Origin of the sequence: Castellaniella sp. (assembly GCF_049671645.1) — a bacterium.
In the GTDB taxonomy this organism is placed as follows: domain Bacteria; phylum Pseudomonadota; class Gammaproteobacteria; order Burkholderiales; family Burkholderiaceae_B; genus Castellaniella.
Map to the genome: position 1 here is coordinate 19,982 of NZ_JBATVG010000029.1, position 26,884 is coordinate 46,865.

The window sequence follows — 26,884 nt, forward strand, 5'->3', positions numbered from 1 at the left end:
GGTCAATTCAAACGGGACATCAGGTCGCCGGATCCTGTTGTTCGCGCAGGATCTTGGCCTTGGCGTGCAGCCAGCGCTCGACCGACGGGAACACGAATTTGCTGACGTCCCCGCCCAGGATGGCGATTTCCCGCACGATGGTGCCGGAAATGAACTGGTATTGGTCCGACGGTGTCATGAACAGGGTTTCGACTTCCGGCAGCAGGTGGCGATTCATGCCCGCCATCTGGAATTCATACTCGAAGTCGGACACGGCCCGCAGGCCGCGCACGATGACCCGGGCGTCCTGTTCGCGCACGAAGTCCTTCAGCAGGCCGCCAAAGCTGCGCACGCGCACGTTGGGGTAGTGCCCCAGGACTTCTTCGGCGATTTCCAGGCGTTCCTGGACACTGAAGAAGGGGCGCTTGTTCTGGCTGACGGCGACGCCCACCACCACCTGGTCGAACAGGCCGGCAGCGCGCCGCACGAGGTCTTCGTGTCCGCGGGTCAGGGGGTCGAACGTTCCGGGATAGACGGCGGTGATCATGCACTCTCCGATAGCGTAGGGGAATCGCAGCCCGATTCCGGTCGATCATTATTGCGATTTTTTTGCGATGCAGCAAACTGCAACAGGGCGTAATGCACCTGTCCGGCCCGGCCCTGGCGCAGCAGCAGGCAGTCGGGCGGCGGTCCGGCCATGGCCGTGCCCGATTCCAGATAGAGCAGTCCGCCCGGCATCAGGGCGCGGCCGATCAGGGGGTGTACGCGTTCCAGCCAGCCGCCGCCAAAGGGCGGGTCCAGCATCAGCAGGTCGAACGATGGCGCGGGCAGGGCGTGCAGATACGCCAGGGCGTCCCCCGCATGGATGCGGATGGATGGCGCCTGCAGGCGAGCCTGCACCGACCGCAGGCCTGCCAGGGCCGCCGGAGCCTGTTCCACCAACTGGGCCAGGGCGACGCCGCGCGAGGCCGCCTCGAATCCCAGGGCTCCGGAGCCGGCGAACAAGTCCAGCACCCGTCGCCCGGCGAAGGAACCGTCCCAGAAGTGGGCCAGCCAGTTGAACAGCGTTTCGCGCACCCGGTCCGGCGTCGGGCGCAGGTGATCTCCGTCCGGGACCGAAATCGGGGTTTTGCGGTAGTGACCGCCTACAATACGAATCTGATGTCTTTTCATGCGCGGCCCGTGATGTTCGGCACGGCGTCGGGCGCTCGCCGGATCGTTCAGTGTAAAGCCTATGTTCAGTTTTTTTAAACGCAAGAAACCCCAGCCCCAGCCGGATTCGCTTGCTATTGCCGCGGATTCGCCCGAGATCGCCCCGGTGGCGCCGACCGAATTGCCGCCGGAAACCCTGGCCGGCGGCATCGCGGACCCCGCTTTGCAGGAAGTCGCTCCGGTGGCGTCCACCGAGTTGCCGCTGCGGGGCCCGGCCGGGTCCGACCCTGAACGGCCTGCGCCGCCCGCCGAGCCCGAAGCCGCAGCTGCCGCCTCGGGCATGGGCCAAGAGGCATCCGAGGCGCCGGGTGACGGGACATCGGCCCGGCAACCCCCCGACCCCTGGGCCGATGCCATGGACCTCGCCGGCGATCCACTGGCGCGCCTGGATCAGGCCGCGCCCCCAGTGGCGGCCGAGGGCTCGTGGCTATCCCGCCTGCGCCGGGGCTTGTCGCGCACGGGCCAGAGCCTGGGCGGCCTGTTCGTCGGCGTCAAGGTCGATGAAGCGTTGTTCGAGGAACTCGAAACCGCGCTGATCATGGCGGATGCGGGGGTCGAGGCCACCGGCAAGCTCCTGACTGAATTGCGGGCGCAGGTGCGCAAACAGCGCATCGATCAGCCCGATGCCGTGCGGGCCGCCCTGCAGGATATTCTGGCGGGTCATCTGAAAGTGCTGGAAAAACCATTCGTCGTGGGTGAGTCCGCCCCCATGGTGGTGATGATCGCCGGGGTGAACGGGGCGGGCAAGACCACATCGATCGGCAAGCTGGCGCATGCCCTGCAGGAACGACAGGCCACTGTGCTGCTGGCGGCGGGGGATACCTTTCGCGCCGCCGCCCGCGAACAACTGGTGGCCTGGGGCGCGCGCAACGGCGTGACCGTCATCGCCCAGGAAGGCGGCGACCCGGCGGCCGTGGCCTTTGACGCGGTCAACGCCGGTCGCGCGCGGGCCGCCGATGTGGTGCTGGTGGATACGGCCGGCCGGCTGCCCACCCAGTTGCACCTGATGGAAGAGCTGAAAAAGATCAAGCGGGTCATCGGCAAGGCCGATCCCAGCGCCCCGCACGAGGTCCTGCTGGTGGTCGACGGCAATACCGGCCAGAACGCCCTGGCGCAGATTCGCGCTTTTGACGCGGCGCTGGGGCTGACGGGCCTGATCGTGACCAAGCTGGACGGCACTGCCCGGGGCGGCACCCTGGCGGCGGTGGCGGCCGGCAGCCAGGGCGTGCGGCCCGTGCCGGTCTACTGGATCGGCGTCGGTGAAGGCATGCAGGACCTGCAGCCTTTCGTGGCGGCGGAATTTGCCGAGGCTTTGTTGGGCAGCCGCTAAAATGGCGCCATAGTCTTTTATTGGGACAGCATTGAAATGAATACGGATACCGGGGCGGTGCGCGACGCATCTTCGTCCTTCCAGATTGCTTCCGTCCAGGAAATCGTGGCTGAATTGCGGGCCGGTCACATGGTCATTCTGGTGGACGAGGAAGACCGCGAAAACGAAGGCGATCTGGTGATGGCGGCTGATTTCGTCACGCCCGATGCGATCAATTTCATGGTCACGCACGCGCGCGGCCTGGTGTGCGTCACCCTGACGCAGGAACGCTGCGAACAGTTGCAGCTGCCCCTGATGGCCAATCAGAACGGCACCCGCTATGGCACCAATTTCACGGTTTCGATCGAGGCCGCGCAGGGGGTCAGCACCGGCATCTCGGCGGCGGATCGCGCCCGGACCATCCAGGCCGCCGTGGCGCGGGATGCCCGCCCGGCCGATCTGGTGCAGCCCGGGCACATCTTCCCGGTGCGGGCGGTGCCCGGCGGGGTGCTGGTGCGCGCCGGCCATACCGAAGCCGGCTGCGACCTGACCGCCATGGCCGGGCTGACGCCCGCCGCCGTCATCTGCGAGGTCCTGAAGCCCGACGGCACCATGGCCCGTCTGCCCGACCTGATCGTGTTCGCCCGGGAACACGGCCTGAAGATCGGCACGATCGCCGATCTGATCCAGTATCGCAGCGAACACGAAACCATGGTCGAACGGTTGGTGGAACGCACCGTGACCACGCCCTGGGGCGACTTCCTGGCGGTGGCCTATCGCGACCGCGCCTCCAACGCCCCGCACCTGGCCCTGGTGCATGGGCAGATCCGCGCCGATGCGGAAACCCTGGTGCGCGTGCACGAACCCACCAGCGTGCTCGACGTGCTGTGCGAAGGCGCCACCCGCCATAGCTGGACCATTCCGCAGGCCCTGCGCACGATTGCGGCCGCCCCCAGCGGGGTGCTGGTGCTGCTCAATTGCCATGGCGAAGCCGACCTGCTGTTCGCCCAGTTCGACGCCTGGGCGCGCAGCACGGCGGACGCCCCCGCGGCGGCCGTGACGGATGGTGAACGCCACGGGCTGCGCACCTTCGGGATCGGCGCCCAGATCCTGCGCGACCTGGGCGTGGGCCAGGCGCGCCTGCTGGCGCGGCCCCGAAAAATGCCCAGCATGGCAGGGTTCTCCCTGACCATTACGGGGTACCATAACGAACCTGGCGTCTCCGGCGCCATCAACTGACATGGAATCACGACTATGAACCCTTATGTGATGACCCCCGACATGAACGGCGAAGGCCTGCACATCGGCATCGTGCGTTCCCGGTTCAACGCCGAAATCGGCGAAGCCGAATTGCAGACCTGCCTGGACGAACTGGCCGCCCTGGGCGTGGATGAACGCGACGTGATGGTCGTCGCGGTGCCCGGCGCTCTGGAACTCGGCGTGGCTTTGGCCCAGATGGCTGAAACCTTTGAATTCGACGCCCTGATCGCTCTGGGCGCTGTGATCCGCGGCGAAACCTATCACTTCGAAATCGTCAGCAACGAATCCGCATCCGCCATCAGTCGCATCGCGCTGGAAACCGGCATCCCGGTCGCCAACGGGGTGCTGACGGCCGATACCGACGAACAGGCGCAGGCGCGGGCCGCCGACAAAGGCCGCGACTGCGCCCGTGCCGCGGTCGAGATGGCCAATCTGGTCGCCGCGCTCGAACCCGAATCGGAAGACGACGATGACGGTGACGATGACGACGACGAGGATTTCGACGAGGATGCCGATGACTGAACCCAAGGCGCGTAACGGCGGGCGGGCCAATGCCCGCAGCGCCCGACGCATGGCGCGTGAATTCGCGTTGCAGGGGGTCTACGCCTGGTTGTTGCGCGGCGGCAGCGATCTGGGCGAACTCGGTGAAATCGACGCGCACGTGCGCGACGGCGAAAGCTTCGATCAGGCCGATGCCCAGTGGTACCAGACCCTGCTGCAGGGGGCTGCCCGCCAGGCGGAATCCCTGCGGGCCAGCTTTGTGCCTTATATCGACCGCCCCTTGGCCGAACTGTCCCCGATCGAACATGCGGTCCTGCTGATCGGCAGTTTCGAACTGGTCCATCACGTCGAGGTCCCCTATCGCGTGGCCATCAACGAGGCGGTCGAACTGGCCAAGTCCTTTGGCGGCACCGATGGCTACCGTTTCGTGAATGGCGTGCTGGACAAGCTGGCTGCTGAGGTCCGCGCGTCCGAGGTGCAATCCACCGCGCGTCGTTGACGCGCTCGAGCTCGGCCTATGCCTTCAGGCGGCGAATTTGATCTGATTGCCCGGTATTTCAGCCGGCCGGCCCCCAGCGGCATGCTGGGGGTGGGCGACGATTGCGCCCTGCTGTCGCCTGCCCAGGGTTGCGAGCTGGCCGTCAGCACCGACATGCTGATCGAGGGCCGGCACTTCTTTTCGGATACCGATCCCGGCCTCTTGGGGCACAAGGCCCTGGCCGTCAACCTGTCGGATCTGGCCGCCATGGGCGCCCGGCCCCTGGCCTGCACGCTGGCGATTTCGCTGCCTCGCATCGACGAGACCTGGTTGCAGGCCTTCGCCGACGGCTTCCATGCCTTGTCGCGGGAATGCCGCTGCCCCCTGGTGGGCGGCGATACCACCGGGGGATCCTCCGGGGTGGTCCTGAGCATTACGGTCATGGGAGAGGTCCGCCATCACCATGCCTTGCGCCGCGATGCGGCCCGGGCGGGCGATGATGTCTGGGTGTCCGGGACACTGGGCGCGGCGGACATCGCGCTGCGTCTGGCGCAGGGCCGTCTGCCGCATGATCCGCAGCGCCTGCGGGCCGCCAGGCCCTTCCTCGAACGTCCCGTCCCGCGCCTCAAGCTGGGCCGCTATCTGGCCGGTGTCGCGCATGCGGCCATCGATGTTTCGGACGGCCTGCTGCAAGACCTGGGCCATATCCTGGATGCCAGCCAGTGCGCGGCCGAACTCTGGCTGGACGCCTTGCCGGCCGATCCGGTGCTGGACGGCCTGGACGAAGCGGTGCGCCGCGATGCCCTGCTGGCGGGCGGCGATGCCTATGAACTGTGCTTTACGGCGCATCCGCGCCGTCGCGAGCAGATCGAGATCCTGGGGCGCCAGCTGGGCCTGCCGATCTCGCGGATCGGGGCGATCCAGCGCGGATCGGGCGTGCGGGTGCTGGATGCCGCCGGCCAGGCGCTAGAGGTTGCACACCAGGGTTACGATCATTTTGCAGATTCCGTATGAGCCCTTCCCGTCGTCCTGAGCCGGGGCGTGATGCGCCCGACAATCCCGAGCGGCCATCGGCTGCCTGGGTCTTCGCCCGTCCGGAACGCATCCTGGCCTTCGGGTTCGGTTCCGGCCTGATTCACCCGGCGCCCGGCACCTGGGGGACCCTGGCCGGCTGGTTGCTCTGGGCCGTATTCCTGCGCGGATTGCCGGACACCTGGATGGTGCTTATCCTGCTGCTGGCGTTCGGCCTGGGCTGCTGGGCGGCGCAGCGTTGCGGCGATGACCTGGGCATCGCCGACCATGGCGGCATCAATTGGGATGAAATCGTCGCCATCTGGCTGGTGCTGTGGCTGGTGCCTGCCGGCTTCTGGGCTCAGCTGGCCGGGGTCGTGCTGTTCAGGGTGTTCGACATCCTGAAGCCGCCGCCCGTCAGTGTGCTGGATCGGCGTTTCAAGAACGGTTTTGGTGTCATGATTGACGACATTCTGGCGGCTGTGTATGCCTTGCTGGCGGCCGCCGTGCTCATCCGTCTGGGGGTTCTGTGATGATCGATCGCGACTTGCGCGCCCTTGCGGGTGAAGTGGGGGCCGCCTTGCGGGCCGCCGGCTGGCTGTGCGCCACCGCGGAATCCTGCACCGGGGGCTTGCTGGCCGGGGCGATCACTTCGTGCCCGGGCTCCAGCCGCTGGTTCGAACGCGGCTTCGTCACCTACAGCAATGCGGCCAAGGTCGAGCAACTGCGGGTGTCGGTCGATACGCTGGAACGCTTTGGCGCCGTCAGCGAGGAAACCGCCATGGAAATGGCCGGCGGCGTGCTGGGGGCGGTGCCGTCCGCGCGGCTGGCCCTGGCGACCACAGGGATCGCCGGGCCCGACGGCGCGACACCCGGCAAGCCTGTCGGCATGGTGTGCTTCGGCATCGCGCACCGGGCCGGGCCGGGCATCACGACCCGGGCCGTGACCCGGATCTTCGAGGGGGATCGGGAGTCCATCCGCCTGGCAGCGGTGCGATTTGCCCTGCAGGTGGCGCTGGATGACCTGAGCCGCCGCTGATTTCAGGTTTCAGCGCGAGGCTGCAAAGCCTGACGGATCGCGTCACGGGTGGCGCTGGCTGCCTGTGCGGCGGCTTGCTCCCAATCTTCGCCCTGGCTGGCGTACAGAATGGCGCGGGATGAATTGATCATCATGCCGGTTCCTGCGGCAGTGCGGCCCGCCTGGACTGTCGCCTGGACGTCGCCGCCCTGGGCGCCGATGCCGGGGATCAGCAACGGCATGTCACCCACGCGGCGGCGCACCTGGGCGATTTCCTCCGGGAACGTCGCCCCCACGACCAGGGCGCATTGCCCGGTGGTGTCCCAGACGCGGGCGACCTGGTCCGCCACGTGCAGGTAGAGCGGCGTGCCGTTGGCCAGGCGCATGTCCTGCAGGTCGGCGCCTCCGCGATTGGAGGTCCGGCACAGAATGATCACGCCCCGGTCGCCGTAGTCGATGTACGGCTGCACCGAATCGCGTCCCATGTACGGGTTGACCGTGACGGCGTCGGCCTCGTAGCGCTCGAACGCTTCCCGGGCGTACTGTTCGGCCGTGCTGCCGATGTCGCCGCGCTTGGCGTCCAGCACGATGGGCAGGCCGGGATGTTTTTCGTGGATGTAGCGGCAAAGGTCCAGCAATTGGTCTTCCGCGCGCAGGGCCGCGAAATACGCGATCTGCGGCTTGAAGCCGCAGGCGTAGGCCGCCGTGGCGTCGACGATGCGGCGGCAGAATTCGAACACGGCATCCGGGCGGCCCGCCAGTTCCGCCGGAAAGCGGCGGGTGTCCGGGTCCAGACCCACCATCAGCAGGGAATCCTGGCGGGTCCAGGCGCGATGCAGCGTGTCGGTGAAAGTCATAGGATATCTCTTTGCGTGGTGGCTTATAGCCAGCGGGGAATTAGCACACAGGCCCAGGCGGCACCGGCCAACAGCAGCATCACCAGCACGGCCGCGCTGCCGATGTCCTTGGCGCGCCCCAGCAGTGGGTGATGATCCGTGCTGATGGCATCGGCCAGGGCCTCGATCGCCGAATTGATCAATTCGACGATCAGCACCGCCACCAGCACGCCGACCAGCAACAGCCGTTCCAGGGCGGTATCGCCCAGCCAGAGACCCAGGGGGATCAGCACCACCGCCAGCAGCGTTTCCTGGCGGAACGCCGCTTCGTGCCGCCACGCCGCCTCCAGCCCCTGCAGCGAATAGCCGAAGGCGCGGACAATGCGGATCAGTCCGCCAGTGCTTTTATAGGGAGAAGGCTGGGTCATCAAGGATGTCAGGGCAGGATGTCCCGGCATTGTAATGGACTCAGGCGGCGCGGCGTGTCCGCGCTGCCTGGCCTGATGGGGGGGCGGGTTGTTCGCCGTCAAGTCGTTGGGGTGAAGGCGGACGCCTCCAGATGCATGTCGATATGGATGCTGTCGTAGGGACAACTGAGCGCGCCCTTGCCGTCCCTTTTCAACAGGCCCAGTTGGACCAGCATGGCGGCATCGGTGTGGACGCCTTTGACGTCTCTTCCCACTCTCCTGGCGAGTTCACGGACGCCGACTGTGCCGTGGCCCAGCATTTCCCGCAGCATGTGCCAGCGGCGCTCGTTGATGTGCGCAAAGAAGGCAGCCGGAGACTCGAAGTTCAAAGTCTCCCCCTGGTAGCTTTCCGCTTTCAGTCCCGCCGCTGCCCGCGTCCCCGCAGTGCGCAATGCGACCTCCCAGTCGGCATTGTTCGTAATAGTCAGTGTTCTCATCGTGATAGATCTCTGATGCTGGCGACTTCCGCGATGAAGTCTTCAATGAGCTGATCGATGCTGGTGAAGGCATACTGCTGTTCGACTTGGCCGAGATGCATGTGATCTCCTTTGCCGCGCTCGTTGTCGAAACCGATGACACGCCGACCGTTTTTGACGTAGACCAGCCGATACTTGAAGCCGTGTGTGGTGGGCGGAATCGCCTGCGGCACCTGCCAGATGACCATCTCGATGATGCCCCCTGTGTCGTCTACGGATCTGTGGTGGGTGATCAGCGTTGCCTTCATCTCTATCCGTCAGAAAAATGATAGCCTTTGTTGTCAATTTCGACAACGGCTTGAGCGAGTGTGTCGCGCTGGATGCTGCCTGGATCGGCTTCGGGAAGGATGTCGCGCTGCCTGGCAGCGTATCGTGCCAGCGGCGGGAAGAGATGCTGGGTGGGACAGAATTGCCTATGGGGAAAAATCAGAGGCGCTCGCCACCAATGAAAAATCCCCGCTGCGGCGAACCGCGGCGGGGATTTTTTCCGAGGCTGCCCCCGGTGGCGGATAAACCGCCAAGCCGGGGATCGCGGAGGGCTGGGCTTAGAAGCCGCCCATGCCGCCCATACCGCCCATGCCGCCCATGTCGGGCATGGCGGGGGCCGGCTTGTCTTCCACGATTTCAGCCACGGCGGCTTCGGTCGTCAGCAACAGGCTGGCCACGGAAGCCGCGTTTTGCAGCGCGGTGCGGGTGACCTTGGTCGGGTCGATGACGCCTTGCTCGACCAGGTCGCCGTACTCGCCGGTGGCCGCGTTGTAGCCGTAGTTGCCCTTGCCTTGCTCAACCGCATTGACGATCACGCTGGCTTCGTCGCCGGCGTTGCTGACGATGGTGCGCAGCGGGGCTTCGATGGCGCGCAGGACCAGCTTGATGCCGGCGTCCTGGTCGGCGTTGTCGCCCTTGACCTTGGCCACGGCAGCCTTGGCGCGGATCAGCGCGACGCCGCCGCCCGGGACGATGCCTTCCTCGACGGCTGCGCGCGTGGCGTGCAGGGCGTCTTCGACGCGGGCCTTCTTTTCCTTCATTTCGACTTCGGTGGCAGCGCCGACGCGGATGACGGCCACACCGCCCGCCAGCTTGGCGACGCGTTCCTGCAGCTTTTCACGATCGTAGTCGGACGTGGCTTCCTCGATCTGGGCGCGGATCTGCTTGACGCGCGCTTCGATGTTGGCGGCCTGACCGGCGCCGTCGATGATGGTGGTGTTTTCCTTGGCCACTTCGATGCGCTTGGCTTGGCCCAGCAGATCCAGGGTGGCTTTTTCCAGCGACAGGCCGGTTTCTTCGGAGATCACCGTGCCGCCCGTCAGGATGGCGATGTCTTCCAGCATGGCCTTGCGGCGGTCGCCGAAGCCCGGGGCCTTGACGGCGGTGGTCTTCAGGATGCCGCGGATGTTGTTGACGACCAGGGTAGCCAGGGCTTCGCCTTCGACGTCTTCAGCCACGATCAGCAGCGGACGGCTGGACTTGGCGACTTGTTCCAGCACCGGCAGCAGGTCGCGGATGTTGCTGATCTTCTTGTCGAAGATCAGGATGAACGGATCTTCCAGGACGGCGACTTGCTTGTCCGGGTTGTTGATGAAGTAGGGCGACAGGTAGCCGCGGTCGAATTGCATGCCTTCGACGACGTCCAGTTCGTTGTCCAGCGACTTGCCGTCTTCGACGGTGATGACGCCTTCCTTGCCGACCTTGTCCATCGCGTTGGCGATGATTTCACCGACGGAGGTGTCGCTGTTGGCCGAGATCGAACCGACCTGGGCGATGGCCTTGCTGGTGGTGCAGGGCTTGGACAGGGTGTGCAGTTCGGCCACGGCGGCGACCACAGCCTTGTCGATGCCGCGCTTCAGGTCCATGGGGCTGATGCCGGCGGCCACGTACTTCAGGCCTTCTTCGACGATCGCCTGGGCCAGCACAGTGGCGGTGGTGGTGCCGTCACCGGCGTTGTCGGAGGTCTTGGAAGCGACTTCCTTGACCAGTTGGGCGCCGATGTTCTCGAACTTGTCCTTCAGTTCGATTTCCTTGGCCACGGACACACCGTCCTTGGTCACGGTGGGGGCGCCGAAGGAGCGGTCCAGCACCACGTTACGGCCTTTGGGGCCCATGGTGGTCTTGACGGCATTGGCCAGGATGTTGACGCCACGGACGATGCGGGTACGGGCATCGTCGCCGAAATAAACTTGCTTTGCAGCCATGTTGAAATTCCTTGGGATTGAACGAAGCGGTGGCTTACAGGATCACGGCGAGGACTTCTTCCTCGCGGATGACGAGCACTTCCTCGCCATCAACCTTGACGGATTGGCCGGCGTATTTGCCGAACAGGACCTTGTCGCCGACCTTCAGGTCGACCGGCAGGACTTTGCCGTCTTCAGTCTTCTTGCCCGGGCCGACGGCCAGGACTTCGCCCTGGTCGGGCTTTTCAGCGGCGCTTTCAGGGATGACGATACCCGAGGCGGTGGTGCGCTCGTTATCCAGACGCTTGACGATCACACGATCGTGCAAAGGACGCAGTGCCATGGAGGAACTCCTGTACGTAGAAATTGAGAGGTGCGGGGGCAAGACTGTGTTGTTAGCACTCAACCCCATCGAGTGCTAATTATAGGGATGATTTTCCCTATTTCAAGGGAGCTGCGGTATGCAGTTACATTTGTCTGGTGTGGGATGTGCTGTCGAACGCCACTGAGTTTTGAACTTCCGCCGCTCAGCTCTGAACTCCGCAAAACGGCTATTTGCAGCACTGGCGCGGGTTTCCAGCTGGAGCTGGCGCTGAGGAGACGGTCTAAGGCAGGTTGAAGCCGTGCTTTTTCGGCTAGCGCGTGTGCCAAGGATACTGCCAGATCAGATGGGGTTCCGGTAGCCAGCTATCCAGCTTGTGACGATGCGTATTTTTAGCACCATGTCTTAATGCCATTTCTTGATTCATATATATAAATCAAAGGCTTATGATATTTGAAAGCCCTGATGGGCAATTTGTGCCCCGGGTCTCAGAATCATCTTTCAATAGCATTCACATGCGCCTTTGAAAGCAGTCTCGTGTTGCGCATCTTTGGAAACGATCTGGCAGATTTGCGACGCTCCAAGGGGTTGATCGTGGGGCAGTTGGCGATGCTGCGCAATCCAGACGGCGACGACGTGCACTTAAGCTTCGGATATCACGTCGACCATCGCCGCAACGTGGATTTCGACCGTATCCAGGCATTGAACGGGGCTATTCCCGTCGTTGAGCAGCAGTGGCAACTCAGTGCAGCCCAAGATGATCTGATCGATCGAGTGATGCTCTTTGAGCGACCGAATGATTTGGACAAAACCCTCACGCGTCTTGTCGGTGACGACGCCATGCTCAAGCTCGGCTTCAATGCGGTCTTGAATATATGAGATTTGATCGGTGTCGGGGCAAACGATTTCAATGCCCGCAGCTTCAAACGGGGTCTTGAAGAAAGTGTTTGTCATCGTAAAAGCCGTACCCAGCAACCCCACCGTTTTAGCCCCACGGACTTGTGCCACCGCAAGGGTTGCGTCAACCGCGCTGATGAGCGGAATCGGCGTTCGGGCCTGGAGCTGATCAAGGACCACATTTGGCGTGTTTCCAGTCAACGCTGCGTACTCGGCACCGGCTGCCGCCAAGCAGTTGATGGCCTCCAGAACGTAGTTGGCCAAGTCGTCGAAGCGTTTTTGCTTGCAGAGGGAGAAGACGTTGAAGGCATTTAACGTTTCGATAGACAGTCTGGGGAGTACTTCATGTCCCATGCGGCCCTTCACGCCTTCAACGATCTGGCGGTAGTAAGACACGGTGGACTCGGGGCCAATGCCGCCAATGAGACCAATTTTCTTCATTTTTCGCTCACCTCAAGTGTTAGCAGAGAATCGGTGGATTTCGGTGCATTGCTGGTGCTCAGCACTGCGCGATGTCGACCCAACGTCCAGGCGCACCGTGCCGCGCGGTTCTGCGCGCGAGACGTCTATGGCTTCCTGGGCGGCCTCTGCTTCGACCTGCATGGCCTTGCAGTGTTCGTAGTAGGCCTGACCGATATCCGTGACGGTGAAGCGTCTTGTCGACCGTTGGATCAGACGCACCCCGAGGCGCTCTTCAAGTTCCGCGATGCGGCGGCTCAGGCGCGATTTTGGCATGCCCAGCGCTCGGCCGGCGGGCGCGAACCCTCCGTGATCCGCGGCTTGGACGAAGTAGTAGAGGTCATTCAGATCTTGCATCGTCTCATCGTCTTAAAAACAGGACTCTGATGCCTGAATTGTGGGGCTACTCAGTTGACAGTCCCGATTCTATGATGAATCCATCACCATCGTAGGTGATTTGCTGGGGTTCAGCGTGGGGATGGCTCTCGGGGTTTACAGCGTTCCGCGTCCTCATGGGGGGAGATGGCTTTCTCGTTCGCTCCTTGTTTTCTTATCGGAGCCACGGCAAGCGGCTCAGCCTGTTTCTGCTGCTGGACTATGCCGGTCCGCACGCCGGCCGCCTTGTGTTTAACCAGGCGCGATGCGCCTTGATCCTCGAAGGAGAAATACCATGAGTTCACCTGCCAATTTCAATGGCCAACGTCCTGTCATCGACGCGAATGACGCCGTCATGCTGCTGATCGACCACCAAAGCGGCCTGTTCCAGACTGTGGGCGATATGCCCATGACGGAATTGCGGGCGCGCGCCGCAGCCCTGGCCAAGATGGCGACGCTGTCCAAACTGCCGGTCATCACGACCGCGTCCGTGCCGCAGGGCCCCAACGGCCCGCTGATTCCTGAAATCCGCGCCAACGCGCCGCATGCGCAGTACGTGGCGCGCAAGGGCGAAATCAATGCCTGGGACAACCCTGAATTCGTAGCGGCCGTGAAGGCAACCGGTCGCAAGACGCTGATCATCGCGGGCACCATCACCAGCGTATGCATGGCATTCCCGGCCATCAGCGCGGTCGCCGAGGGCTACAAGGTGTTCGCGGTGATCGACGCCTCCGGCACTTACACCAAGATGGCGCAGGAAATCACCCTGGCCCGCGTGGTGCAGGCTGGCGTGGTGCCCATGGATACCGGGGCCGTAGCGTCCGAATTGCAGAAGACCTGGAACCGCGAGGACGCCCTGGAATGGGCTCAGGTGTACACCCAGATCTTCCCGGCGTATCAGTTGTTGATCGAAAGCTACACCAAGGCGCAGGATGTCGCGAAGAACGGCGAAACGCTGGATTCCCAACGGCGGTAATCCAGTTCGCGGCTGGACAGATTGAAGTCCTGTCGCTGGGCTGTGAATAGCGGAACAGGAAGGCCGGATCCAGCTCCGGCCTTCCTGTTTCGTCTTGCGGCCTTCGACAGGCGGGCCAATGTCCAGTAGCAGCCCCCGGGCCATTACATGTTCGTCATGGTTGTAATTCTTTTAGGGATTTCCCGGGGGTGTTAGGGGTCGCCCCTGATTCATTTCAACAGCAACGATAATTTTTAGAAATAGGTTTGCTGCGGGTTTCCCCTCAAGATGCATTGGCTTGCTACCCGAAAGACTTGGCTGGGTACCGAGCCGACATCACCTTTAGCCATATGCCTGCCCGTATACGGCAAACGCATTTCGATCCCATCTCGATTTGCTTGCCTGCGGGCGACCTCTTGTACTGGACTCTCTAAGTTCAGGCCCGGTATCCATCACTACAGGAGAGCTCCCGAATGACTGCTTTTACCATCGCTCCGATAGGAACCTGCCGCATCCACACGCCGCTGCGCGATGCTGTGGGACGTTACCCGATCACGCTGCAGCTCGGCCGCAACTACGGTTTCGTGCACACGGCCGCCGAAGCGCTGCAGCAGGCGCGATTCATGTTCGGCCAGACCGACATTCCCGCCGACGTCCAGCGCCTGATCTTCAGGCCTTCGAATGGTGATCAGGCTCGCCGCGGGACGCACCAGCCGGCCGACCTGTACATGGTCGAGCTGTCGTCGCGCAAACTCCTGACCATTGACGGCTTTCCCATCCAGTCCAACTACCTGGTCCGCTATTTCAGCGAGTTCTTCGCCGATCGGGCGCGTACCCGCCAGTTCTGGTCCATGGCCAGCGCCGAACGGCTTGCCGAGCGCCGCGCCATCCTGGACCAGGAGCCGGTTTTCAACAGCCTCAATGCGGACGACCGCGACTTGCTCGCCCGCATCGTCAAGCGCGATGAGACGGACGAGGAAATCGAGCAGGAAATGCGCCAACTCGTCGAACTGCTGGACAGGGACAAGGTGGTGTTCGTCACGCACGTCAACGCCACGACGCCGGACAATGTGACCATCGAACAGCGGGCGCAACTGATCGCCGCCGTGACCGCCGCCGCCCGGCGTGCCGGCGTGCCTTGCTACGACCCGACGCCGCTGATGAACAAGATCGGCCAGGCGGACGCGATGGAGGACGGCGGGCTCGACCTGACGCACTACACCCCGGTCTTCGCCGAGCGTCTGTGCACGGACTGGTACAAGGACTTCATGCGTCCGCGGATGGGCGCGTCCACACCGCAGCCCGTCGTGCCCAAGCTTGCCGCCGACGAGAGCGCCGAGCATATCGAAAAGCTCTGGGATTCCGGCGATCTGCGGGAGGCCTCGTGCCGCGTGCGCGAAGTGCTTCGCCGCTACCCCGGGCTGCCCGATCATGTGCTGCTGTTCGCAGGGATCCAGGAGGAGCTGGGCGATTACGAGGGCTCGCTGGCGCTGCTGGATGGCATGGACGGCGCTCTGGCATCGGGCAGCAAGGCCGAGCAGATCCTGATGCGCAACAAGTTCAAGCTGGGCCACCATGACATGGCGTATGCGTTGGCGACCAGCCTGCTGGGCGACGAGATCGAGACGCCGGAAATCGTCCGGATCGCGGCGGTGTCCGCGGGCCACCTGGGTTACGTGGACGAGAGCCTGGGCATGTGGAAGCAGTTGTTCCGCATCTCACCGTCCCAGGATGCGATGGCGGTGGAAGCGGCCGATACGGTGCTGTCGCTGCTGCAGGCCGCCGGCGACATGGCGGCGGCCATCCGCTGGGTCCATGAGGTCCGCGCGGCGCTCCCCGGCTATGGTCGCGGTTTCGCGGTGCTGTGGCGGGATCGGCTGCTGGCGGGCGACCGCGACGCGCTGCGCGGGCTGGCTTCGGAGCATCCCGCGCTGGACGATGCCGACGCCCTGGAACTGGTCAAGGAAGCCTCGTGGCGAGGGTGCTTCATGGCCGCGGCAACGCTGGCGGCGTCTTGCGACCTGGTCAAGAGCGGGCAGGAGGAAATCGGCGCGTGGCTGCGGACGCAATCCTCGACCTGGGCCGAAGAAGGCAATCGCGCGCTGGAGGAAGGACGCCTGCGTGACGCGGCCGAGCGAATCTGCGCGGACCGTCTGCTCAATCCCAACGCGCTGGCCGGCGCGCGGGCGCAGCGGGCGTTTGAACGCGCAATGCGCCTGGGCGTTCGCGCCGCGCTGGTGGCCGGCAATCACAAGGAAGTGATCGACCTGACCAACCTGGCGATCGACACCCACGTGGATTTCCCCGAACTGCACGCCATGCGTGGCCGCGCCGCCGATGCGCTGGGGGACAAGCAGACCGCGATGCGGCATCTGGAACAGGCTGCGGCTGGCGAGGCCGCGCCGCTCAGCGCCAAGCTGTACTTCGCGCGGGTCGCGTTCAGCGGGGGCTGGTTCGGTCAGGCCATCGACGCATACAAGGACGTGCTCGCTCATCCGTCCGCCGACCAGAGCGCCCGGAACGAAGCGGAGCGCCAGCTCGGCAGGCTGGGTCCGCGTGCGATCCGCGGCGCCCGCCAGATGCTGTCCCAAGGGGATCATCAGGCCGCCTGGAACCTGCTGGACCGCGTCGCCCAGTCGTGGCCCGGGATGGCGGAAGTGGATCACGAAAAGCGGCGCATCCTGGCCTATCTGTACGCCGAATCGCGCGCGCTGGAAGCGTCGAGCACGACCGAGCGTCTGGCCTTGGGCGAGCGCATCGTGAAACTCGTACCCGATGATCCCGTCGGCCTGCGCTTGGCCGCCGTGGGCGCCATGCGCCTGCGCCGCTTCGAGCAGGCCTTGCCGTACTGGCAAAAACTGCGAGAACGCTCCGAGAGCCCGGCGCAGTTCGATCGCTACATCGAGCGCTGCATGGTGTGGATCGAGAAGCTCAATCGGAGAAAGGTGGCATGAGTTCGCCACTGATTGCCGGGCAAGAGGACGTCACATTCAATCTTCAACAGGTGCAAGCGCAGTTGGCGGACATCGTTGCGGAGTCGGGGCGGGTTCAAATCGCACAGGAGAATCTGCCCCGGGCGGAGATGCTGGCCAAGGGGCATAGGGAGGACTCGAAGGTACGCTTCCTGCTGCTTCGCTTGCAGGAATCCGCAGGCTTGAACGAGGGCATGGCCGAGCAATGGGAGACCTTGCTGCAGGAATGCCCGGACGATCTGCAGATCGTCCGCTATTGCGCCACGCGACTCGTGAAGGAACGGCGCGTCGAAGAGGCCATGGCGCTGGTCGACCGCCATCTGCCCGAGTCGACGATCAATGCCGATCGTCTGTTCGCGCGGGCGAAGTTGCTGGGCGACATCCGTGCGCACGAACAGTCCGACGCCCTGTTCCGCCGCCTGATCTCGCAGCATACAGATCGCAACATGCGCGCCGAGTTTGCCAAGCGCTTGCGCAAGCGCGGCTTGCTGGCCGACGCGTTCGAGGTGATTGCGCCGGTGGTCAAGCACCTGGCGCCCGGCAGCAAGGCGGCCGAACTCGCCGAGGGGCTGGCCAGTGACTATGCGTTCTACCAGCGCTTCGAATCCGAAGAGGCTCTGGCGGGAAAAGACGTCCGGATCGTGTCGATGAAACATGCGATCCTGCATTTTCGCGACCGGAAGATCGCCGCACATACGTTGGACAAGGCCGTCTCCGTGGCGCTGGTCACGGGCAGCCTGGGCCCCGGCGGCGCCGAACGGCAATTGACGCGCCTGGCGGGCGAATTGACCCGCATGGCTGGGTCCCCAGGCCCGCAGTCTTCCGATATCCCCCTGCGGCCCAAGAAGGTCGAAGTGCTGGTCAAGCAGCACACCGAGCCGATGGGCTCGCCCAAGAAGCAGGACGATTTTTTCCTTCCTGTCCTGATCAAAGCGCAGATTCCCGTCACGGAGATCAATCGCTTGCCGGCCATCTCGGTGTCTCACCAGACCGTTCCCGAAGGAAGCCTGGCCCGTTTGCTGGAACAATTGCCCCCGCCTGTCCATTATGGCGTGACGCGGCTTGCGCCGGTGCTGCGGGCCAAGCCGTTCGACGTGGTGAGCCTGTGGCAGGACGGCACCTGCCTGTTCGGCGCGCTGGCGGCGTTGCTGGCAGGCACTCCGACCATCCACCTGGTGTTCCGCGGCTTGCCGCCGAATATTCGCAAGGATCGCTTCCGCGCAGAGTATCCGGAGCTGTACCAGGCCCTGGCCCAGGTGCCGGGGGTGCTCTTCGTCAGCAACAGCCGCAAGGCTGCGCAAGCCTACTCGGAATGGCTGGACATTCCGATCGAGCGCTTTCACATCCTGTACAACGGCGTGCCCGACCTGGCGACCGATGCGTCGGCCGCCGACGAGGCCATGTGGACGGCCTTTCACGCAAGCACGGACGACGCTACGGAAACGATCGGCGGCGTATTCCGGCTGGAACCGGACAAGCGTCCGCAGCTGTGGATCAAGCTGGCCGCGCTGTACCTGAAGGAACACCCGCAGGCGCGCTTTGTCATCGTGGGCGACGGGCGCCTGCGCGAGAACATCGAGGCGCTGGCGCAAGAGTTGCATGTGACCGACCGGCTGTTGTTGGTGGGCTTGTCGAACCATGTCGGCTATTGGTATTCGCAGATGGATGCCAGTGTGCTGCTGTCGCGCTATGAAGGCTTGCCGAACGTGCTGATCGAGGCTCAGTTGCTGGGGGTCCCGGTGATCTCGACGCCGGCCGGCGGCGCGGGCGAGTGCTTCGTGGAAAACGAGACGGGCCACCTGCTCAGCGATGTCGTGCATCCGGATCTGCACGAGGCGTGCGAGAAGGTCACGTCGATGGTGAATAAGGCGCAGAGCAATGAGGATGTGGGGGTGCATAGCCGCCGCCGCGCGCAGAGGCTGTTTTCGCTCGAGGCAATGCTCGCCAAATTCCTGAGTCTGTGCATGCCCGCCATCTCCGGGAATGAAGATCACATCGATCTCGCGCCGGCGATGGGCCTGATGCGAGCGTGATGGGCGATTGTTCTTTTTTGCCGCCAGGCCGCCCTAAGGCAAAAAGCGTCCCCTTGGCGGGGACAGCAAGCCGAAGGCGCGGCGTGGCGGGGTCTTTTTCAAGCCGTTGAGGCTGAGGGAGCTTATGCAAATGACAGTCCTGGCCCCGACCTTGCGGCGCCGCGCGCCCCTGGTCCTGGTGCTGCTTGCCGCACTGACGCTCACGGGGTGCCAACTGCCGCGGTCCGGCCCCATGCTGAGTGAAATGACGGGGGCGAACGATGACAAGGACGTCATCGTGGTGCCTGTGTCGCGCGAACTCGCGCAGCAGAGCCGGGTGCCCGAGGTGGCCAATTTTCCCGCGCGCTACCGCGATCTGACGCAAGCGGGGTTCGATCGCCTGGTGCCCGGCGACGGCATCAACATCAAGGTATGGGAGCGCGACGGGCTGGGCGTGTTCGCGGCGGACCCGACCGGTGTGAGCGACCTGGGCAATCATGAGATCGATCGTTCGGGCCATGTCTCCTTCCCCATCATCGGCAAGTTTCGGGCCGAGGGTCTGACCTTGGCGCAGTTGCATGACGCCGTGATGGCGCGCCTGAGCAAGCTGGTCGTGGGCGCCGCCGTCAGCGTGACGCGCGTTGCCTCCGAGCGCGGGCAGATGGTGACAGTGCAGGGCAACCTGACCAAGCCCGGCCTGTATCCGATCACGCAGACGACTCAGCGCCTGAGCAGCGTATTGGCGCAGGCGGCGCCGGTGCAGGAGAATCCCGAGCAGTTGATCATCAGTCTGCGTCGCAACAAGCAGGTGGCATCGGTGCGGCTGTCGGATATCTATCGGAACCAGGACAACGACATCCTGCTGCGGTCCGGAGATGTCATCACCGCCTATGAATCCAAGGCGTTCCTGACCGTGCTGGGGGCGGCCGGCACTCAAGGGCGCGTGGCCATCAGCAAGCGCAATTACAGCGTGTTGGATGCGCTGGCCGACTCCAGGGGGCTGGACGACAAGCTGGCGGATCCGCGTTCCGTGTTCCTGTTCACGCCCGCCAAGGCCGGGGTGGACGGCAAACCGGACACCTTGCCCGTGGTCTACCGGTTCGACCTGACCCGTCCGGAGCAGGTGGCGCTGGCGCGCGAATTCACGGTGCGTGAGGGCGAGGCGATCTATATTTCGGACGCGCCGTTTACGCAGGTGCAGAAGGTCCTGTCGGCCTTCCGCTTCACGATGAGCGCAGGCTTCAGCGCCACGAAAGCCATCGGCGGCGATACGGGCGCCAGTTCGCCTTCGCTGGCCCAATAGCATGTCGACGAGCAACGAGGATCGGATCAAAGGCTGGCGATCGCGCCGCAAGGGCGGTCACTACACGGTAGGGGCCGGTGTCGCCGACTGGCGGCTGGATCCCGCCTCGCTGTTCGAAGCCGAGGCCGCGCCGGCCGTGCTGTTCAAGCCCTTGCTCGCTCGCTTGCAAGGGGCGCCGCACGATTCCGTGGCGGCCCGGCGGGCGGTGTACGAGTCGGTGCAGGCGGAGCTGGAAGCGGAGATCGCGCGCAGCGCGGTCGACGAAAACCTGGCCGATTTTTCCCGACGGCGCCTGCGCATCATCGTGCGTCTCCTGGAACAGGACATCCGCGCGGGCGTGGCGGTATTCGCGCCGGGCTACATGCCGGCCAAGCTGGTGGCCGAGGACGAGCGCCTGGCCTTGGCGCATGCGCGGCGCGTGGAGCGGCGCAAGCAGGATGAGGCGCGTGAAGCGCGGCGCTATGCGTCACGCAACGACATTGCGCTGGAAATCGAGGTGGCGCAGGACGAAGCGGGCGATCTGGCGATCCTGCGGGACCGCTTGCGCGTTTTGCACGAAGGGCGTGCGCCGGACATGGCCGGCACGGTCCGGCCAGTCGGGCGCACGCTGATGGCAATGTTCATCTACCAGTTGCGTGTGATGCAGGGCGAGAGCCGCATCGCTTTGGTGTGGGCGCTGGTCGGCCCCGTGGTGCTGCTGACCTTGATTTCGTCGCTGTATATCCTGATGGGGACGCATTACATCATGGGCATGGATGTGCAGACGTTCGCGCTCTTGGGCGCGACCACCTGGATCATGTTCCGGCAGATCGCCTTCCGGAGCAGCACGGCCTATGTGTCGGCCCGCGGTCTGCTGAATTTTCAGGGCGTGACGCCGTTGATGTGCGCCCTGGTGCAGTCGCTGATCTATGTGTCGGTCTATCTGGTGGTGTTCGCGGTGTTGATCGGCGCGGGCCACGCGCTAGGTCTCATCACCTTGCCGAGAAGCTGGGCCGGCTTCATTCTTTTCGTCGTTTTGATGGGGGGTTGCGGTGCGGCGATGGGGCTGCTGTTCGGGACGATCGCGACCTTCTGGCACTTCTTCCTGCGGCTTGCGCCGATTATCGAACGCTTCCTGCAGATCTTCGCGTCCGTCTTTTTCGTCTCGGAACAGTTGCCGGAGCAATTGCGTCCGTGGGTGCTCTGGTCGCCGTTCGCGCATGGCATGCAGTTGCTGCGTTCGGCTTACTTCCCTGCGTACCAATCGCACGATGCCAGCCTGGGCTATTTCCTGACCTCGCTGGTATTCCTGATGGTGGTCGCCCTGATGGCCGAGAGCCTGGCGCGCCCCAATGTCCAGCCGATGTGAGGTGGGAAGATGATTCAACTCAATGGCGTGACCGACGAGCCCTATGCCTTCGGCCGCAGGCAAGCGCTGCTGGCCAATGCCAATCTCGATATCCCGGTTGGACGCTACGCCTTGCTGTCGTCCGTGCCGGACATGCACCGCCAGCTGGTGGACCTCCTGTGCTGCCTGCGCCCGCCGCGCCAGGGCTTCGTCAAGCACGATTGCACCGTATCGTGGGCGATCGGCCGGCAGGGCTTCATCCGCGGCAAGGCGACCGGCCTGAACATGATCGATTTCGTCAGCGAGCTGTACGAGATCGACGCCGATGCGACGTACGAGCTGGTGGCGGACCTGGTCAGCGACCCCACCTGTCTGGCCAAGCCCATGGAGCATTGGCCGCTCTACGCGCGGCAGGAGTTTTCGTTCGCGCTGGCGTTGGCGCCGGCGTTCGATGTCTACGTGATCGAAGGGAGCGTTCCCTTCGAGCCCTGCCGTTTCACCCGTCTCTGGCTCGCTCTGTTCGAAGAACGGCTGGTGAGCCGGACACTCATTTTCTCCAGCTACCGCCAGAATCAGCTGGCGGACTATTGTTTCAAAGGGTTGATCTATGAACGAAGCGCGCTCCGCATCGACGACGACCTCGACCAATGCCTCCTCAGGTTTCCCCCGCGACGATCGCGAAGCGACTCCGGAACACACAGCGACGACCTCGGAGGCGGCTTCGACGAGGGCCAGCTCGGGTTCTGAAGACAGATCGGAGATCGAACGTCGCCGCCGCGAACGGCAGTCAGTGCTGCGCGAGCGCCGCCGCCAGCGCTGGATCAATGCGCTGATCGTCATCGCGCCGGTGGCGCTCGCCCTGGTCTACGTGTTCCTCTTCGCCGTGCCGCGTTATGAGGCCGAGTCGCGCTTTTTCGTGCAGTCCGCATCCGGCCAGCAAGGCGGCGCGGGTGCGGCGGCCAGTCTGCTCACCACGGGAAACTCGGGCGGCATGCTGGGCGGATTCGTGGACGGCTGGGCGGTCGCCGACTTCCTGGAGTCGCGAGACAGCATGCGGCAGCTCGACCGGACGATCGGCCTGCGCCGTTATCTGACAAACGTCAGTTGGGACCCGTTCAATCGCCTTTCCGAGGACGCCAGCGAGGACGAGCTATATCGAGCCTACCAGGCGTCGGTGTATGTTTCGTTCAACGCCTTGGAGCAGATCGATGTGCTGCGGGTCAGCGCGTTTTCCTCCGCGGACGCGGCTACGCTGTCCAGGGCGCTGCTCGAGTTGGCCGAGAAATTCGTCAACACCATGAATGAGAAGGGTGTTGCCGACAAGCTGACGGTGAGCCGGGAGTCGGTCAGGCTGGCGGAACAGAAGGCGCTGGCGGCCCGGGAGGCACTGACGACATGGCGCACGGCGCATGGAAACGTCGACCCCGCCGCCACGGTGTCGATGCTGTTGAATCTGTCCAGCCAGCTGGAAGGGGAGCTCAGCACTGCGCAGATCAGGCTGGACAAGATCCGCGCCCTGAACAACAAAGATCACTTCATGCTCAAGCCCGCCGAGATGCAAGTCGCCGCCCTGAAAAAGCGGCTCGCGTCCGTGCGCTATCGCTTGAGCGGAGGCGGCAATGCGGAAGTCAAGCAGCTCAAGCCGTACGAGGCGCTGCGCAATGCCCAGACGTTCGCGGATTCAAACCTGACCCTGGCGCAGCAATCGTACCAACAGGCGATGACGGACGCTTTGCGCTTGCAGCGGTACCTGTCCATCATTGCGCAACCGGTTCCCACGGACCGGCCGAGCAGCCCGCGCACGGGTCTTCTGCTGTTGCAGGCGCTGGCGCTGGGCTTTGTGCTCATGTTCATCGCTCGTGTGGCGATGGCTTTGTTGAGAGGACTACGTCATGGTTGATACGGCTCTAGACAGTCGCCGACCTGTGGCTGGCGCCGATCCGCGGGACCCCGCCGCCCGCTTGCGCGACATCATCGGGAGGATCCGCGATGCGGCCGAGCCCGAACGCGATATGGCCGAGCTTGAACCGGCGTTGCGACAGGTCAAGGACGGCTGGCGCGATGTCAGGCGCCTGCTGGTTTCGCCCTTCGTGCGCGAGGGCCGGTTCGGGCCTGCGATAGCCGCGCTGGGCGTGCTGATCGCGGTCCATCCCTTGCGTGTCGAGGATCGCCGTCTGCTCGCCAGTCTTTTCGGGCGCATGGGACAGTGGGATAGGGCGATTGCCGAGGCGGATGCCGCCGCCGGCATCGAGCCCGGCAACGCGGCGTTGCATGCCGCGCGGATTCAATTGCGCGTGCGGGCGGGCCGGGTGGCCGAGGCGGCCGAAGCCGCCCGCGCGACCCTGGACCTGGCCAAAAGCGAGCCGGACGAAGCGTATTCCTGGATGATGGCGTTCGTGCGCAACGGCGATGCGGCCGAGGCGGCGGACGTCGCGGCGGCGCTGGTTCCGGACGGACTGCCAAACGAACGCGTGGCGACAATGGCCGTGCGCGCCCTGATGGAGGACGGCCGCACGGCGGCGGCCATCCGGCTGGGCGACGCCGCGCTGCGCGCGGGCCACGACTGCGCGGGTCTGCGCTCGTCGCTGGGGCTCTCGCATCTGCGGCGCGGCACGGAAGAAGACCGCAAGGCGCATGCGGTGGCGCATTTCGAAGCCGGCTTGCGGATGGCGCCGGCGGATGTGAGGCTGTTGACGCTTTATGGGGAGACCCTGCTGCGTGCGGGGCGTTACCCGGAAGCGGTGGCGCCGCTGGCGCAGGCCCTGGAACAGGCGCCGGAACTGGAGCAGACGCGCGCCCTGTATGCCCGCGCGCTGCGCCACACCCTGCAGTACGGCGATGCGGCCGATCAGTGGATGAGGCTGGTCGAGAAGTCCCCGGACACGCTGCTGTGGCAGCGGGCCGCCATCGGCGCGCTCACGCAGGCGGGTCGCCAGGAAGAGGCGGAGGCGCTGTTCTCGCGATACATCGCCACGCGCAGCGCGCGGCTGCCGGGCACGTTCCAGGAGGCCCTGGCCCGCATGGAGGAAAAACTGGATACCGCGCCCATTCCGCAGGCGCGGCTGGATTGGGCCTGGTCGCTGCGCGGCGATACGTCCATCGATCGTGCAGCCTGGGAGCGCCGGGCGCGCTGGGGCCATATGATCGACCATCTGCTGCTCGATTGGCTCGAATGCCGCGAAGAGCGCGCCGAAGAGGCCATGTACCTGCTGGGCGAACTCGATACCGGAGAGCGCTTTTTTGCGCCCTTGCTGGCGGCCGGACGCGGCGTCGTGGTCGCCACGGCGCACGTGGGCCCCATGTACGCCGGCCTGATGGCCATGGAACTGGTGGGCATTCCGGCCCGCTGGCTGGCGACGGCGCCCAGCATCGCCCATAGCAGCTATTCCGAAGCGCTGATCTCCACCGCCGACCAGACCGAGGCCCAGGTCGCCAAGGCCTGCATGCGTGCGATCAACGAGGGCTACGTGCTGTGTCTGGCCATCGATGGGGCCATCAATCCCGCCGCGCCGCGCACGAGCTTCGAGGGACAGGACGTGACGTACTCCGGTTTTGCTTCCCACCTGGCGTATCGCCTGAACGTGCCGTCGGTGTTCTACGTGCCCCGCTGGGAGAACGGCCGCATGTCCTACACCCTGGAGATGCTGCCGTCACCCAAGCCGGGCGAGGATGCGCAAGCCTATTCGCAGCGCTGGCAGAAGGCGTATTTCGAGCATCTTCGGGAGCATCTGGCCGGTGAGCCGGAGAGCCTGCGCCTGAGCGGCGGCATCTGGCGCCATGTGACGTCCGCGGATCGGTCGGCGCAGGAATAGGCGGCTGCGATGTCTGTGCGAAGGAAAGTCACGATCTGGCTGCTGGTGCTGGCCGCGCTGTATGGCGGCCCGGCATTGGCTAGCGAGCAGTGCACGGCGCCGGATGAACACTGCCCATTCGTTTCCGCGCTGTTGCAGCAACGTGAAGGCTATGGGGCTCAGGCCACTGGGGGGCTGGGCGGCCGGTTCGTCGAGGTGACCTCCGACCGGGACGCGGGGCCCGGCACGCTGCGCGCCGCGCTCAAGCAAGCCCGCAAAGGGCGGACGTGGATACGCTTTGCCTCCGACATGACCATCGTCCTGGATACGCAGCTGCGCGTGCCGTCCGACACGACCATAGACGGACGCGGCAAGCGGGTGGTCTTGATAGACGACGGCCTGGGCGTGTATGGCAGCCGGAACGTCATCCTGACCCATCTGACGATAGACGGGCGCCTGAAACGACTCACGCAAGCCGTGAACGTGGCCAACGGCAGCCGCGACGTGTGGGTCGACCACATGGACCTGTCGCGGATGTCCGACCGCCTGCTCAATGTGAAGAACGGTTCGACCGACGTGACGATCTCGTGGACCAGGTTCCACGACTCGAACAAGGTGATGTTGCTCAACAACATTACCTCGAAGAACCTGTTTCAGAACTACGATCGCGATTCGATCGCGCGCGTGACGCTGCACCACAACTATTTCTTCAACACCGTGCAGCGCAACCCCAGGGCGCAATTCGGCACTTTCCACCTGTTCAACAACCTGGTGGAGAACTGGGACTTCTACGGCATGAGCTTCAGTCTGGAGGCCAGGGCCCTGGTCGAAGGAAACATCTTCAACAACGACGCCCGGCGCAAGTGCGTGGAGCCTGAGTTCTTTCCCACGGTGGAAGGCATCAATGTGAATTACTGCCGCTATATCTCCATCGCGCCCAAACGCAGCGCGCTGGAGAACGGGGAATCCGATCGCAAGGCCTACGAGAAACTGAAATCCCGGTACGGCTATACCCGCGACTACAAGGCCTTTCTGCGCTTGAAAGACAACCTGTATCTTGGCGATGCGAAGCCGGTGCTGCGGGACTACCGCCCCGAATCGGTTCCGACGCCTCCGTACTGCTACGCTTACGAGAAGCCGACGCAGGACCTGGCCGGGAGGATACGCAGGTTTGCGGGCAACACGCCTGGGGATGTCCCGCTGCCCGGATCGCGCGCAGTCGCGCATTGTCCGGGTTGAAAAGGACGTGCCTCAGGCCTGCTCTCCGGCGGTGTGCACCGGATGCGCTGCGGATCGACCCCCGGCGGGCCAACCCGTCAAGCACTCATGCGCCCCCCGGGCGATGGCCCGGGCCAGGCGCGTGATCGTTCCCGGCTGCCCAAGGCGTGTTTCCTCGCGGGGATTGATGATGACGCCCGCCTCGATCAGGATGGCGGGCATGGGGGCGGTCCGCAGCACCGCCAGGCCATCGTAGCGGTGGATGCCCAGGCGGCGGTCGACGAAGGGGCGATTCTCGCCCTCGATCGGTTCGGCATGGTATCCGGACGGGTGCTCGCCCGCCGCTCGCAGCCGTTCGCCGATGCGTCGGGCGCACTGCAGGCTTTGGGCAGGGCGGGGGTTCAGGGCCGAAACGAAGATCGAATACCCTGCGAATTCCGCTTGCCGGCCCGCCCGGAGATACTTTGCTTGCACCGAGTCGTGGTGGATCGAGATGAGCAGATCGGCGTCCGGCGCGCCCGTTGCGCGCCGGGCC

26 protein-coding genes and 2 pseudogenes are annotated in these 26,884 nt (G+C 64.6%); 17 read left to right on the forward strand and 11 right to left on the reverse strand.

What is annotated here, in order from left to right; genetic code table 11:
* Window positions 1-19 precede the first annotated feature (19 nt).
* Together coaD and WBG56_RS16070 are read right to left on the reverse strand one after the other, a co-directional pair.
* Window positions 20-526: a pantetheine-phosphate adenylyltransferase gene (coaD, locus tag WBG56_RS16065; protein ID WP_424270158.1), complete on the reverse strand. Its 507-nt coding sequence runs from the start codon at window positions 524-526 to the stop codon at window positions 20-22.
* Window positions 523-1,152 (reverse strand): RsmD family RNA methyltransferase, encoded by a 630-nt coding sequence (locus WBG56_RS16070; RefSeq protein WP_424270160.1) that lies wholly within the window; start codon window positions 1,150-1,152, stop codon window positions 523-525. The genes coaD and WBG56_RS16070 overlap by 4 nt, the downstream gene beginning before the upstream one ends.
* Before the next feature lie 61 nt (window positions 1,153-1,213).
* Here WBG56_RS16070 and ftsY point away from each other — a divergent pair, with 61 nt between their 5' ends.
* Genes ftsY through WBG56_RS16105 form a run of 7 tightly spaced genes read left to right on the forward strand, consistent with a single transcriptional unit; the run spans window position 1,214 to window position 6,789 of the window.
* Window positions 1,214-2,521 carry a signal recognition particle-docking protein FtsY gene (gene ftsY / locus WBG56_RS16075; RefSeq protein ID WP_424270162.1) on the forward strand — a complete coding sequence of 436 codons (1,308 nt, stop codon included), beginning with the start codon at window positions 1,214-1,216 and terminating at the stop codon, window positions 2,519-2,521.
* A gap of 36 nt (window positions 2,522-2,557) precedes the next feature.
* Complete coding sequence (gene ribBA / locus WBG56_RS16080; RefSeq protein ID WP_424270164.1) at window positions 2,558-3,739, forward strand: bifunctional 3,4-dihydroxy-2-butanone-4-phosphate synthase/GTP cyclohydrolase II; 1,182 nt, start codon at window positions 2,558-2,560, stop codon at window positions 3,737-3,739.
* Between the two features lie 15 nt (window positions 3,740-3,754).
* On the forward strand, window positions 3,755-4,282 hold the full coding sequence (gene ribH, locus WBG56_RS16085; protein WP_424270166.1) for a 6,7-dimethyl-8-ribityllumazine synthase: 528 nt from the start codon (window positions 3,755-3,757) through the stop codon (window positions 4,280-4,282).
* Window positions 4,275-4,760 carry a transcription antitermination factor NusB gene (nusB, locus tag WBG56_RS16090; RefSeq protein WP_424270168.1) on the forward strand — a complete coding sequence of 162 codons (486 nt, stop codon included), beginning with the start codon at window positions 4,275-4,277 and terminating at the stop codon, window positions 4,758-4,760. The genes ribH and nusB overlap by 8 nt, the downstream gene beginning before the upstream one ends.
* Window positions 4,761-4,778: 18 nt before the next feature.
* Complete coding sequence (thiL, locus tag WBG56_RS16095; RefSeq protein ID WP_424270170.1) at window positions 4,779-5,753, forward strand: thiamine-phosphate kinase; 975 nt, start codon at window positions 4,779-4,781, stop codon at window positions 5,751-5,753.
* On the forward strand, window positions 5,750-6,283 hold the full coding sequence (locus WBG56_RS16100; protein WP_424270172.1) for a phosphatidylglycerophosphatase A family protein: 534 nt from the start codon (window positions 5,750-5,752) through the stop codon (window positions 6,281-6,283). The genes thiL and WBG56_RS16100 overlap by 4 nt, the downstream gene beginning before the upstream one ends.
* Window positions 6,283-6,789: a CinA family protein gene (locus WBG56_RS16105; protein ID WP_424270174.1), complete on the forward strand. Its 507-nt coding sequence runs from the start codon at window positions 6,283-6,285 to the stop codon at window positions 6,787-6,789. Before WBG56_RS16100 ends, WBG56_RS16105 begins: the two co-directional genes overlap by 1 nt.
* Window positions 6,790-6,791: 2 nt before the next feature.
* On the opposite strand, the gene pyrF is transcribed toward WBG56_RS16105, so the two are convergent.
* The 8 genes and pseudogenes from pyrF to WBG56_RS16145 form a co-directional block, all read right to left on the reverse strand.
* The gene (gene pyrF, locus WBG56_RS16110; protein WP_424270176.1) at window positions 6,792-7,625 is read right to left on the reverse strand and encodes an orotidine-5'-phosphate decarboxylase; all 834 of its coding nucleotides are present in this window, start codon (window positions 7,623-7,625) and stop codon (window positions 6,792-6,794) included.
* A 23-nt stretch (window positions 7,626-7,648) separates the two neighbouring features.
* The gene (locus WBG56_RS16115; RefSeq protein ID WP_424270178.1) at window positions 7,649-8,032 is read right to left on the reverse strand and encodes a diacylglycerol kinase; all 384 of its coding nucleotides are present in this window, start codon (window positions 8,030-8,032) and stop codon (window positions 7,649-7,651) included.
* Between the two features lie 98 nt (window positions 8,033-8,130).
* Complete coding sequence (locus WBG56_RS16120) at window positions 8,131-8,508, reverse strand: hypothetical protein (protein WP_424270180.1); 378 nt, start codon at window positions 8,506-8,508, stop codon at window positions 8,131-8,133.
* Window positions 8,505-8,795 (reverse strand): toxin-antitoxin system TumE family protein, encoded by a 291-nt coding sequence (locus WBG56_RS16125; RefSeq protein WP_424270182.1) that lies wholly within the window; start codon window positions 8,793-8,795, stop codon window positions 8,505-8,507. The genes WBG56_RS16120 and WBG56_RS16125 overlap by 4 nt, the downstream gene beginning before the upstream one ends.
* A 297-nt stretch (window positions 8,796-9,092) precedes the next feature.
* Window positions 9,093-10,739 (reverse strand): chaperonin GroEL, encoded by a 1,647-nt coding sequence (gene groL / locus WBG56_RS16130; protein WP_424270184.1) that lies wholly within the window; start codon window positions 10,737-10,739, stop codon window positions 9,093-9,095.
* A 34-nt stretch (window positions 10,740-10,773) separates the two neighbouring features.
* Window positions 10,774-11,061: a co-chaperone GroES gene (locus WBG56_RS16135; protein WP_322997735.1), complete on the reverse strand. Its 288-nt coding sequence runs from the start codon at window positions 11,059-11,061 to the stop codon at window positions 10,774-10,776.
* A gap of 621 nt (window positions 11,062-11,682) precedes the next feature.
* Window positions 11,683-12,378 (reverse strand): aspartate/glutamate racemase family protein, encoded by a 696-nt coding sequence (locus WBG56_RS16140; protein ID WP_424270186.1) that lies wholly within the window; start codon window positions 12,376-12,378, stop codon window positions 11,683-11,685.
* A gap of 87 nt (window positions 12,379-12,465) precedes the next feature.
* Window positions 12,466-12,753: pseudogene (locus WBG56_RS16145) on the reverse strand (LysR family transcriptional regulator); the annotation flags it as partial.
* Between the two features lie 121 nt (window positions 12,754-12,874).
* Here WBG56_RS16145 and WBG56_RS16150 point away from each other — a divergent pair.
* From WBG56_RS16150 to WBG56_RS16195, 10 genes and pseudogenes are all read left to right on the forward strand, one after another.
* Window positions 12,875-13,004 (forward strand): annotated as a pseudogene (locus WBG56_RS16150) (pirin family protein); the annotation flags it as partial.
* A gap of 62 nt (window positions 13,005-13,066) precedes the next feature.
* The gene (locus WBG56_RS16155; RefSeq protein WP_424270188.1) at window positions 13,067-13,747 is read left to right on the forward strand and encodes an isochorismatase family protein; all 681 of its coding nucleotides are present in this window, start codon (window positions 13,067-13,069) and stop codon (window positions 13,745-13,747) included.
* A 452-nt stretch (window positions 13,748-14,199) separates the two neighbouring features.
* Window positions 14,200-16,680, forward strand: a complete 2,481-nt coding sequence (locus WBG56_RS16160) for a hypothetical protein (protein WP_424270190.1) — start codon at window positions 14,200-14,202, stop codon at window positions 16,678-16,680.
* A complete protein-coding gene (locus WBG56_RS16165; protein WP_424270192.1) occupies window positions 16,677-18,731 on the forward strand; it encodes a glycosyltransferase in 2,055 nt (684 codons plus the stop codon). Before WBG56_RS16160 ends, WBG56_RS16165 begins: the two co-directional genes overlap by 4 nt.
* Window positions 18,732-18,855: 124 nt before the next feature.
* Window positions 18,856-20,013, forward strand: coding sequence for a polysaccharide biosynthesis/export family protein (locus WBG56_RS16170; protein ID WP_424270194.1), 1,158 nt, complete (start codon window positions 18,856-18,858; stop codon window positions 20,011-20,013).
* 1 nt (window position 20,014) lies between these two features.
* A complete protein-coding gene (locus tag WBG56_RS16175; protein ID WP_424270196.1) occupies window positions 20,015-21,361 on the forward strand; it encodes an ABC transporter permease in 1,347 nt (448 codons plus the stop codon).
* A 9-nt stretch (window positions 21,362-21,370) separates the two neighbouring features.
* The gene (locus WBG56_RS16180; protein WP_424270198.1) at window positions 21,371-22,087 is read left to right on the forward strand and encodes an ATPase; all 717 of its coding nucleotides are present in this window, start codon (window positions 21,371-21,373) and stop codon (window positions 22,085-22,087) included.
* A 121-nt stretch (window positions 22,088-22,208) separates the two neighbouring features.
* Window positions 22,209-23,240, forward strand: coding sequence for a sugar ABC transporter (locus WBG56_RS16185; RefSeq protein WP_424270206.1), 1,032 nt, complete (start codon window positions 22,209-22,211; stop codon window positions 23,238-23,240).
* A complete protein-coding gene (locus WBG56_RS16190; RefSeq protein WP_424270200.1) occupies window positions 23,233-25,152 on the forward strand; it encodes a tetratricopeptide repeat protein in 1,920 nt (639 codons plus the stop codon). The genes WBG56_RS16185 and WBG56_RS16190 overlap by 8 nt, the downstream gene beginning before the upstream one ends.
* 9 nt (window positions 25,153-25,161) lie before the next feature.
* Window positions 25,162-26,370, forward strand: a complete 1,209-nt coding sequence (locus tag WBG56_RS16195) for a pectate lyase family protein (RefSeq protein ID WP_424270202.1) — start codon at window positions 25,162-25,164, stop codon at window positions 26,368-26,370.
* Between the two features lie 12 nt (window positions 26,371-26,382).
* Here the strand turns inward: WBG56_RS16195 and WBG56_RS16200 are convergent.
* A partial coding sequence (locus WBG56_RS16200; RefSeq protein ID WP_424270204.1) for an N-acetylmuramoyl-L-alanine amidase family protein occupies window positions 26,383-26,884 on the reverse strand: 502 nt, incomplete at its 5' end.

What these genes read in the sequence shown, in the direction of transcription:
- coaD (WP_424270158.1), bottom strand. Translation starts at nt 526, where the DNA reads ATGATCACCGCCGTCTATCCCGGAACGTTCGACCCCCTGACCCGCGGA.
- WBG56_RS16070 (WP_424270160.1), bottom strand. Translation starts at nt 1,152, where the DNA reads ATGAAAAGACATCAGATTCGTATTGTAGGCGGTCACTACCGCAAAACC.
- ftsY (WP_424270162.1), top strand. Translation starts at nt 1,214, where the DNA reads ATGTTCAGTTTTTTTAAACGCAAGAAACCCCAGCCCCAGCCGGATTCG.
- ribBA (WP_424270164.1), top strand. Translation starts at nt 2,558, where the DNA reads ATGAATACGGATACCGGGGCGGTGCGCGACGCATCTTCGTCCTTCCAG.
- ribH (WP_424270166.1), top strand. Translation starts at nt 3,755, where the DNA reads ATGAACCCTTATGTGATGACCCCCGACATGAACGGCGAAGGCCTGCAC.
- nusB (WP_424270168.1), top strand. Translation starts at nt 4,275, where the DNA reads ATGACTGAACCCAAGGCGCGTAACGGCGGGCGGGCCAATGCCCGCAGC.
- thiL (WP_424270170.1), top strand. Translation starts at nt 4,779, where the DNA reads ATGCCTTCAGGCGGCGAATTTGATCTGATTGCCCGGTATTTCAGCCGG.
- WBG56_RS16100 (WP_424270172.1), top strand. Translation starts at nt 5,750, where the DNA reads ATGAGCCCTTCCCGTCGTCCTGAGCCGGGGCGTGATGCGCCCGACAAT.
- WBG56_RS16105 (WP_424270174.1), top strand. Translation starts at nt 6,283, where the DNA reads ATGATCGATCGCGACTTGCGCGCCCTTGCGGGTGAAGTGGGGGCCGCC.
- pyrF (WP_424270176.1), bottom strand. Translation starts at nt 7,625, where the DNA reads ATGACTTTCACCGACACGCTGCATCGCGCCTGGACCCGCCAGGATTCC.
- WBG56_RS16115 (WP_424270178.1), bottom strand. Translation starts at nt 8,032, where the DNA reads ATGACCCAGCCTTCTCCCTATAAAAGCACTGGCGGACTGATCCGCATT.
- WBG56_RS16120 (WP_424270180.1), bottom strand. Translation starts at nt 8,508, where the DNA reads ATGAGAACACTGACTATTACGAACAATGCCGACTGGGAGGTCGCATTG.
- WBG56_RS16125 (WP_424270182.1), bottom strand. Translation starts at nt 8,795, where the DNA reads ATGAAGGCAACGCTGATCACCCACCACAGATCCGTAGACGACACAGGG.
- groL (WP_424270184.1), bottom strand. Translation starts at nt 10,739, where the DNA reads ATGGCTGCAAAGCAAGTTTATTTCGGCGACGATGCCCGTACCCGCATC.
- WBG56_RS16135 (WP_322997735.1), bottom strand. Translation starts at nt 11,061, where the DNA reads ATGGCACTGCGTCCTTTGCACGATCGTGTGATCGTCAAGCGTCTGGAT.
- WBG56_RS16140 (WP_424270186.1), bottom strand. Translation starts at nt 12,378, where the DNA reads ATGAAGAAAATTGGTCTCATTGGCGGCATTGGCCCCGAGTCCACCGTG.
- WBG56_RS16155 (WP_424270188.1), top strand. Translation starts at nt 13,067, where the DNA reads ATGAGTTCACCTGCCAATTTCAATGGCCAACGTCCTGTCATCGACGCG.
- WBG56_RS16160 (WP_424270190.1), top strand. Translation starts at nt 14,200, where the DNA reads ATGACTGCTTTTACCATCGCTCCGATAGGAACCTGCCGCATCCACACG.
- WBG56_RS16165 (WP_424270192.1), top strand. Translation starts at nt 16,677, where the DNA reads ATGAGTTCGCCACTGATTGCCGGGCAAGAGGACGTCACATTCAATCTT.
- WBG56_RS16170 (WP_424270194.1), top strand. Translation starts at nt 18,856, where the DNA reads ATGCAAATGACAGTCCTGGCCCCGACCTTGCGGCGCCGCGCGCCCCTG.
- WBG56_RS16175 (WP_424270196.1), top strand. Translation starts at nt 20,015, where the DNA reads ATGTCGACGAGCAACGAGGATCGGATCAAAGGCTGGCGATCGCGCCGC.
- WBG56_RS16180 (WP_424270198.1), top strand. Translation starts at nt 21,371, where the DNA reads ATGATTCAACTCAATGGCGTGACCGACGAGCCCTATGCCTTCGGCCGC.
- WBG56_RS16190 (WP_424270200.1), top strand. Translation starts at nt 23,233, where the DNA reads ATGGTTGATACGGCTCTAGACAGTCGCCGACCTGTGGCTGGCGCCGAT.
- WBG56_RS16195 (WP_424270202.1), top strand. Translation starts at nt 25,162, where the DNA reads ATGTCTGTGCGAAGGAAAGTCACGATCTGGCTGCTGGTGCTGGCCGCG.